General features: G+C 41.6%; 7 protein-coding genes. 1 reads left to right on the top strand and 6 read right to left on the bottom strand.

Going from position 1 to position 7392, the window contains the following annotated elements:
* Positions 1 to 5: 5 nt before the first annotated feature.
* Genes ACO1XM_RS08280 through ACO1XM_RS08305 form a run of 6 tightly spaced genes read right to left on the bottom strand, consistent with a single transcriptional unit; the run spans position 6 to position 5979 of the window.
* Positions 6 to 959 (bottom strand): NAD(P)H-dependent flavin oxidoreductase, encoded by a 954-nt coding sequence (locus tag ACO1XM_RS08280; protein WP_486227766.1) that lies wholly within the window; start codon positions 957 to 959, stop codon positions 6 to 8.
* Entirely contained in the window at positions 949 to 3429 is a 2481-nt protein-coding gene (locus ACO1XM_RS08285) for a transglycosylase domain-containing protein (protein ID WP_486227769.1), read from the bottom strand. The genes ACO1XM_RS08280 and ACO1XM_RS08285 overlap by 11 nt, the downstream gene beginning before the upstream one ends.
* 53 nt (positions 3430 to 3482) lie before the next feature.
* On the bottom strand, positions 3483 to 4235 hold the full coding sequence (locus ACO1XM_RS08290; protein WP_486227771.1) for a class I SAM-dependent methyltransferase: 753 nt from the start codon (positions 4233 to 4235) through the stop codon (positions 3483 to 3485).
* 24 nt (positions 4236 to 4259) lie between these two features.
* Positions 4260 to 5447, bottom strand: a complete 1188-nt coding sequence (gene purT / locus ACO1XM_RS08295) for a formate-dependent phosphoribosylglycinamide formyltransferase (protein ID WP_486227773.1) — start codon at positions 5445 to 5447, stop codon at positions 4260 to 4262.
* Positions 5440 to 5706: a SemiSWEET family sugar transporter gene (locus ACO1XM_RS08300; protein ID WP_486227775.1), complete on the bottom strand. Its 267-nt coding sequence runs from the start codon at positions 5704 to 5706 to the stop codon at positions 5440 to 5442. The genes purT and ACO1XM_RS08300 overlap by 8 nt, the downstream gene beginning before the upstream one ends.
* 3 nt (positions 5707 to 5709) lie before the next feature.
* The gene (locus ACO1XM_RS08305; protein ID WP_486227777.1) at positions 5710 to 5979 is read right to left on the bottom strand and encodes a hypothetical protein; all 270 of its coding nucleotides are present in this window, start codon (positions 5977 to 5979) and stop codon (positions 5710 to 5712) included.
* A gap of 74 nt (positions 5980 to 6053) precedes the next feature.
* On the opposite strand from ACO1XM_RS08305, the gene ACO1XM_RS08310 reads away from it, so the two are divergent.
* Positions 6054 to 6986, top strand: coding sequence for an SGNH/GDSL hydrolase family protein (locus tag ACO1XM_RS08310; RefSeq protein WP_486227779.1), 933 nt, complete (start codon positions 6054 to 6056; stop codon positions 6984 to 6986).
* Positions 6987 to 7392 lie beyond the last annotated feature (406 nt).

Here is a 7392-nt window from a genome sequence, read left to right on the forward strand (position 1 = left end):
AGTAACTACTTAGCCTGTGTATACCCATTAATCAGATCCCCAATGATCGCTTTCATGGGTCGTATTTCCTTCACATATTCGATGGAAGGTCCCGCACACCAAAGTGTTTTATACGTGGCACCAAAAGCAGCTTTTTCAATGGCCTTCATGCCTTTTAGCGCGATAAACAATTTAATGTATTTTTTTAATCGTTTGTTTTTATTCATCAAGCGTTCTAACCAATTCGCTTCTGTACCCAATTCTTGCACGTAGGGTGTGTTGATTACAGTAAGCGCAGAACCTGATAGTTTCGTTGTTCTCACGATGTCTTTAGCACCATAGTCAATCATGGCCTGTTTATAATCTGGTGTTACCGGTGCTTCTTCGCTGGCAATAAAAATAGTACCTACCGATACGCCTGCCGCCCCCCAACGCATTACTTCATTCAGATGCTCTGCCTTAGCAATGCCACCGGCTGAAATAATAGGGATATTTAAATTTGCCTTTAACAGCGTTACCAATTCCTGTGGTTTGATATTACCAGCATGTCCTCCCGCCTCGCTGTTCACAGCAATCACGGCATCAGCACCCAGTTCTTCAACTTTTTTTGCATAGGCGAGATCTACTACATCACAGAACACTTTAATGCCTACAGGTTTGCACTGAGCAATTACTTCTTTGGGATTACCCAGAGAAGTAATGATAAAGGCTACTCTCTTCTCTACTAAAATAGCTAGCTGCCCCTTGTACTTTGGGTTGGATTGATTGACAATTAAATTAACACCAAAAGGTTTATTGGTATATGCTTTAATTTCATCGATTGCTTTTCGCAATTCATCATCTGTCCTGTAATTTAAAGCAGGAAATGCCGCAGTAATACCATTGTCTAATGCTGCCTTAATCATAGCTGTATTAGATATCAGGAACATCGGTGCTACGATAATCGGGTAATCAATTCCGAGCATTTTATCAATTGTCATCACTTTCGGTTTCGTTTTCAGATTCAATAATTTTAATCAGGTTGGCGCGTGCTGTGCTGTCGCGCTTCTCTTGCTGCCGCTGCATACGCAGTTTTCTATTGTACAGTTGTTCGAGAAAACTTTCATCTGCTTTGGCTGTAGTATCGGCTTGTACCAATGAATCTCTTTTCATTGCCATTACCTCAATTCGTCTGATCAGCGTTGAATCAAGTTCATATAAATCACAATCCAGCAGCTTCTTCCAGTCTTCTTCCAGATCAGGAAACTTGGCCTGGGCTATCGTTTCAAATTGCTTGTCGTTCACTAATTGATTTAAAAAGTAGCCTGTTATCGGTAAGGCTGTGCTCGCCCCCTGCCCTAACTCTGTATTTCTAAACCTGATGCGTGGATCATCTGCACCTACCCACGAACCTACAACGAGATGAGGTGAAACGGCCATGAACCAACCATCTGCATTCGATTGAGTTGTGCCGGTTTTTCCACCCACTTCCATATTGTAAACGCCATAACGCCAACGAAGACGCGAAGCAGTACCCTCTGTAACCACGGTGCGTAACATAGCGTTAGTAATCGCACTGGCCTTAGCCGACAATACTTTTTTTCTTGGCTCTTCAGGCATCATGGCGGTAAATACAAGCCCATCCTGATCAACTATAGAAGAAATCAATATTGGCATTACGCGTTCACCACCATTGGCAAAGGTTGTGTAGGCTGTGGTCATTTCCATTAATGAAACAGAGGCTGAGCCAAGAGATATAGAGGGTACATCTGGCAACTCGCTTACGATGCCCATATCTTTGGCAAGACGAATGGTATTGTCAACACCTGCTTTTAAGATGGCTTTCACTGCAACCGTATTAACGGAGTACGCCATCGCACCCCGCATGGTATATTTCACCTCATAATCGACTTGTGAGTTTCTTGGTGACCACTCTTCTCCCTCTTTATCAATGTAGGTTTCTCGGTTAGCCAGCACCAGTTCACAAGGCTCAATGCCCTGCTCAACTGCTGTAGCATACACAATGGGTTTAAAGATAGAACCCACTTGTCGCTTGGTAGATTCGCGTACGTGATCGTATTGAAAAAATTCATGGTCAATGCCACCTACCCAAGCCATTACATAACCATTCCGTGGATCGATAGCCAACAAACCTGCATTGAGGAATTGTAAGTGATGCTTTACTGAATCGATGGGACTCATTAACACTTCCTTATCCCCGCGCCATGAGAATAAGCGTGTAGGAATCTTCTTATTTAATTCCTTTATGATTTCTTCTTCACTCAGGCCTTCTTCTTTTAAGCGCTGATACCTTGTTGTTCTCTTGATGGCATCTTCAGCAATAGCGGGATTACTTTTAAAAATACCATCTTGCCCCCAGTGTGCTAAAAATTGTTTCTGCACTTCTGTCATTTGCTGTACCATGGCCTTCTCGGCATAACGCTGTAACCTTGAATCCAGTGTCGTATATATTTTCAGTCCATCAGTATAGATATTGTACACTTCTCCATCTTCATTCGGATGATCATTAAACCATTGCTGCAATTCGGTACGCAAATATTCTTTAAAGTAAGGCGCGAGTGGTGTTTGATTGAGTGTCTTGGAATATTTGAGTGATAAAGGTAAGCGCTTAATAGAATCGGCACGCAGCGAATCAATAAACTGGTATTTTTGCATTTGACTTATCACCACATTTCTTCTTGCCAAAGCTCTCTCTGGAAATAAACGTGGATTGTAGGAGTGTGTAGCCTTTAACATACCAATCAACAAAGCTGCCTGATGTGGTCTTAGGCTGGAAGCACTCACTGAAAAAAAACGCTTGGATGCTGTTTCGATACCAAAAGTCTGGTCTGCAAAAGAAACCGTATTAAGGTACATAGTGATGATTTCCTCTTTTGAATAAATATTCTCAAGGCGAATGGCCGTAATCATTTCACGCATTTTATTCAGCAGCATAGAGGCTATCCAATATCGCTTGCGCGGATACAGGTTCTTAGCAAGCTGCTGTGTAATGGTACTACCCCCTCCTGAAGATTCATCGCCCATAATGATCGAGCGAATTAACACACGGCCCATACTGGCGTAGTCAATACCACCGTGTTGTTTAAAACGAATGTCTTCCGTGGCAATCAAGGCATCCAATACAACGGGAGCAATAGCATCATAGCCAACTTCGGTTCTATCCTGAATGTAAAACCTGCCAATTAAAACACTGTCGGAAGTATATATTTCTGATGGGAGTTGGTTACGGATGTTGCGCAAGGCACGCTTACTCGGTATCTCTATCCAAACGATTAGTAATAAAAGTAAGGGTGGTCCAAAAAAACAAGCGGCTACGATCGACCATTTTTTTTGTTTGGGATGGGTACTATAATACAGCCTGATTTGCTGGTAGCGCTCTACAATAAACTGCCAAATGATGATGCTCCACGATTTTAGAAAGCTTTTGAAACGGTAAAAAAGTGAATGCATAGGTAAAGACGAGAAGAAAGATAGTCAGCTTTTGAGATCACAAGCAAACTTGTTCAGACTTTTTTGCATTCAACGAGCCAATCCCAGGGATAAGGCGCCTTCATCCATTCCGGAACCGTTGAAAACTCCGTATTCCAGTCATATTCTATCTTTTTTATGGCCCTCACTACAAAACCCGCTTCTTCTAAAATTACCTCCAGTTCAGGTTCTGAATAGTGTTTTGTAGGCACTCCGTTAATGTGAACATTGCCTCTTAAAATTTCTTTCTTTGGGCTTTTAAAATAAGCCAGCTCACTATTGGGGATTTCCTCCAGTGTTACACCTTCCTTTTGATACCAGTCAATTAAACGCCAACTGGCAAACATCATGGATTCTATGGAAGGCAATACCAGCAAAGCATGACCACCAGGTTTGAGTGAACGTTGAATGTTCTTGAACATGCGATAATTCTTCTCAATTTCGGGAAGCATGATAACGTTGCAGCAAAAGGCAAAATCAGCCTTGGGAAATTTTAAATCAGGTTTTGATAAATCAGCTTTGAGCAATGATATGTTACTATAGGGTTGCTTCTTTGCCTGATTGAGTAAGCGCATTGAAATATCGGTTCCGATAATTTTTTTAAACAAAGGAGATAGATAAGGAAATGCCTTGCCGATGCCACAACCAAAATCGATCGCTGTATGTTGTTTGTTGGCATGTTTTTGAAAATACTTTGGCAAGAGTTTATTTTTATCGCTGGCAAAGACATCGAATATTTCGTCTTTGTACGATGATCCTATAGTATTCCAATGCTTTTCCTGATTCATGCTAAACATTTTGTTTTAAACTAACTACAAGGTAACCTCAATCGCTGCAGCTGCACGATTGGCTTTAGCCCTGGCCTCCTCTATTGTTTTACCTTTAGCCAAACAAACACCCATTCTTCTTTCGCCTTGTACTTCTGGCTTACCGAATAAGCGCATTTGGGTATCTTCTTCACGCAATGCTTTTTCAATTCCACTAAAAGTAACGGAAGCAGAATGTCCTTTTACCAACACAACACTTGAAGCAGATGGACCTAATTGTCGGATGGCGGGAATTGGTAAGCCTAAAATGGCACGCACATGCAAAGCAAACTCTGACAAGTCTTGAGAAATCATGGTGACCATACCGGTATCGTGTGGTCTTGGCGATAACTCACTAAAGTATACTGTATCTCCTTTTACAAAGAACTCCACACCAAAAATGCCATAACCACCCAGGGCATCGACCACTTTCCGTGCAATGTTTTGCGATTCAAGCAAGGCTTGGCGACTCATGGGGTGTGGCTGCCACGATTCCTGATAATCGCCATGCTCCTGTCGATGACCAATCGGTTCACAAAAAGAAACACCTGCTTTATGACGTATGGTTAGCAAGGTGATCTCATAATCGAAATCAACAAATCCTTCAACGATTACACGACCTCCTCCACTGCGTCCACCTTCTTGTGCATATTTCCAGGCATGATCAATATCCTTTTCTGTTTTTATTACACTCTGTCCTTTACCCGAAGAGCTCATGATGGGTTTTACAACGCAGGGTATACCGATTTCTTTAACAGCCTTATCAAAATCATCTTTAGTACCCGCAAAGCGGAAAGGTGATGTTTTTACCTTCAAGGTTTCGGCAGTCAGGGATCTTATTCCCTCGCGATTCATGGTCAGGCGCGTGGCATTTGCAGTAGGGATTACGTTGTAGCCTTCCTTTTCCAACGCTACCAATGTATCTGTTGCAATGGCTTCTACTTCCGGAATGATGTAGTCAGGTTTTTCCTTTTCAATCACCTCTCGTAAAGCCTTACCATCCAGCATGGATATCGCGTAAGCCCTGTGTGCCACCTGCATGGCGGGTGCATTCGCATAGCGGTCTACGGCTATTACTTCTACGCCAAAGCGTTGAAATTCAATCACCACTTCCTTACCCAATTCGCCCGAACCCAGCAACATGGCTTTAAGTGCACCCTTCGTTAGCGGAGTACCAATTGTAAGATCAGCCATTTTTCTTCTCAAAACTTAATTTAAAATAGATAAGCATTAAACTGAGGAAGCAGATAATACTGTTGCAAATGATAACTGGCCAAAGCATAAGTCCTACACCATAAACGATCCAGACAATCGTGCTGGTAAAAACAATCAGCATCATGGTCATGCTTAAGTCTTGTGTGCGTTTTGTTTGCCAGACTTTATACACCTGCGGTATAAAAGTAATGCTGCTTAGCAGCGAGCCGGTATGGCCCATCATTTCAATCCAGTTCACTTTCTAATATTTATGTTTTAATTTATCTGTCCATTCAGCTGCCTGCTTTAGCCGCTTAAAATCAGACGAAGCTAAAAAGTCTTTTAATCTTGAAGTCATTGCTCCACTTGAAGTCAAATGGAACTGCCCACAATCTTCACACTGGTAAACAGCCACAGGTGCCTTACCCTGCCGGAAGTCAAACTGTATATGGGCAGACAATAGCGCTTCTTCTGCCAAACTCATGGACAGAAATACTTTTTTACCTGAGGAACAAGTAGTTACTTTAGGCATAGGATTGAAAGTTAAGGAATGTACACCAATACTGAAAGTCCTGAACTTGTTTAGTATTTAGTTGTTTTAACCATATGAGATTTCTATTGCTTTTATTGATTTCCTCTGCCTCGTCAGCGCAAACCTTATTGATTGAAGAAAAGGTAAAATTGCTGGCCTTAGGCGATTCATATACCATTGGCCAAAGTGTTGCTGTGGCGGAACGCTGGCCTGTTCAATTGATTGAACAACTTAAAAGCGAAAAGAACTTAACTGCCGATGAACCGCGGATTATCGCTACTACCGGTTGGCGTACTGACCAGTTAAAGGCTGCTGTGCTGAATGCCGCAATTAGTCCGGGAAGTTATAACCTCATATCCTTATTAATTGGTGTGAACAACCAATACCAAAACAGACCAGTTAATGTTTATGCACAGGAATTTGAGGAACTGCTGCAAATGGCTATTGATCTCGCGGGCAGTAAAGAACGTGTATTTGTTGTCTCCATTCCTGATTATGGTTATACGCCCTTTGGTGAATCCAACCAAGCTACTATCAGTGCACAGCTCGATGAATTTAACCGCGTTAATAAAAGTATTACAGAAAGAAAAGGCGTCCTTTATATTAACATCACAGATATATCAAGACTAGGTTTACAAGATCCGGAGTTGGTAGCGGGTGATCGTTTACATCCTTCTGGTAAAATGTACAAGTCCTGGGTGGACCGCATACTCAGCAACGATTCTATTCGCTTTATCAAAAATACAGTGACTGAGGTTAAGAAGAAAAAGGAAGAGGCCATGATTCGCGTGTTCCCGAATCCGATGGAAAATATATTGACTATTGATGGAGAATCAGGTCATGAATTTTCTTTCAGACTGATTAACATCAAAGGAGATCTTGCTGTGAATGAGCGTATACGATTACCATATACTTGCTCAGCATCAACACTAAGTGCTGGTATTTACCATTACATTATTGAAGATGCTGCGGGTTTACTAGAAACTGGTAAGCTTATAAAATACTAGAGCCGATCTTACAAATAATAGAACTCGTCATTACGAGTCCCGAAGTTAAGGTTCGTGTTCAGGAGGGAGAAGCAATCTAACTACTGGCTTTACATTCACATCAATAGATTCCCTCTTCGCCCCAGCACACATTCAACGCTTCGTTAATCACTATGACACTATTTTTATTTATTTCGAAGTATTTTTGAGATGGCTTTTGCAAACATTGCCTTGTTTTTTTGTCTACTACCAATTAACATTCTAATTCATTAATCTTAGCGGCATTATGCCTGGCTTTGCATAGCTGTACCTACCAATAGCCTCTGTTTTGTAGTAAGCATCAATACCCAGGCTTGCAACACTCTTAATTTCTTCAAGTTTGATAAAACCATCATCTGCAATAATGCTTTCCTCAATTCTTACTTGC

It is taken from the genome of Chryseotalea sp., assembly GCF_057350905.1.

What these genes read in the sequence shown, in the direction of transcription:
- purT (WP_486227773.1), bottom strand. Translation starts at nt 5,447, where the DNA reads ATGGCTGATCTTACAATTGGTACTCCGCTAACGAAGGGTGCACTTAAA.
- ACO1XM_RS08305 (WP_486227777.1), bottom strand. Translation starts at nt 5,979, where the DNA reads ATGCCTAAAGTAACTACTTGTTCCTCAGGTAAAAAAGTATTTCTGTCC.
- ACO1XM_RS08310 (WP_486227779.1), top strand. Translation starts at nt 6,054, where the DNA reads ATGAGATTTCTATTGCTTTTATTGATTTCCTCTGCCTCGTCAGCGCAA.
- ACO1XM_RS08280 (WP_486227766.1), bottom strand. Translation starts at nt 959, where the DNA reads ATGACAATTGATAAAATGCTCGGAATTGATTACCCGATTATCGTAGCA.
- ACO1XM_RS08285 (WP_486227769.1), bottom strand. Translation starts at nt 3,429, where the DNA reads ATGCATTCACTTTTTTACCGTTTCAAAAGCTTTCTAAAATCGTGGAGC.
- ACO1XM_RS08290 (WP_486227771.1), bottom strand. Translation starts at nt 4,235, where the DNA reads ATGAATCAGGAAAAGCATTGGAATACTATAGGATCATCGTACAAAGAC.